At 57.4% G+C, this 665-nt stretch carries 1 protein-coding gene; it reads left to right on the top strand.

Translation table 11 applies throughout. The annotated features are described in order from the left end of the window. Window positions 1–439: SEC-C metal-binding domain-containing protein (locus tag RCF13_RS10680; RefSeq protein ID WP_308141142.1), on the top strand; the 439-nt coding region annotated here is incomplete at its 5' end. Window positions 440–665: the final 226 nt, after the last annotated feature.

Below are 665 nucleotides of genomic sequence, written 5' to 3'. Positions count from 1 at the left end.
GGTTAAGCAGCTTGACCAGGGAATGAAGGATGTCGCCCGGCGCACTCGGCTCGATGGACGGCCCCACGACTTCACCTTGGGATTCGATACCGGCGACGCTGGCCTTACCATCCATTGCAGCCGAGCAGCGGCGAGCGACGCCCTTGACGCACTCGTTGGTCATTGCCAGCGACGCAAGTATGTCCATCGCGCCGATAACTGGTTTGGGCTCCTCGTGCGCGAGGCGGATGGGTTGCCTAAGTTCAGTCTGGCGACGCGTTTTCCGTGGAAGCATGACAGTCGGATGGAAAAATTGACGCAGGGCATGGTACTCAACGGGAATTCTGGATCTGCTCGGTCGGCTTCGTCGAACCGCACGCCGGACGGTTCGAAGATCGGTCGAAACGACCCATGTTTCTGCGGTAGCGGTAAGAAGTTCAAAAAATGCTGTTTCCTTTGACGATCGCTGCTGACCTAGACGCGGGATTTAGAGGGCTATAGCGTAGATGTGGTTTCTTCATCGCCCGGCATGGCGCGCCAAGGGCTGCTTCTCAACATCAGGAACCATAACCGCCTGTCCGCTCACGGCCCCAATCCGCTCACTTCCAAGCCCTTCGCTTGAGAGAGGGTGTTTGCCGTTTGTATCCGCGAACCTCTGATCAACTGTCAGGCCGTTACCACAAAGA

This window comes from Stenotrophomonas maltophilia group sp. RNC7 (assembly GCF_030910085.1).
Classification (GTDB): domain Bacteria; phylum Pseudomonadota; class Gammaproteobacteria; order Xanthomonadales; family Xanthomonadaceae; genus Stenotrophomonas; species Stenotrophomonas sepilia.
The sequence above is the reverse complement of the archived record's forward strand: the minus strand, read 5'-3'. Positions and strand labels throughout refer to the sequence as shown.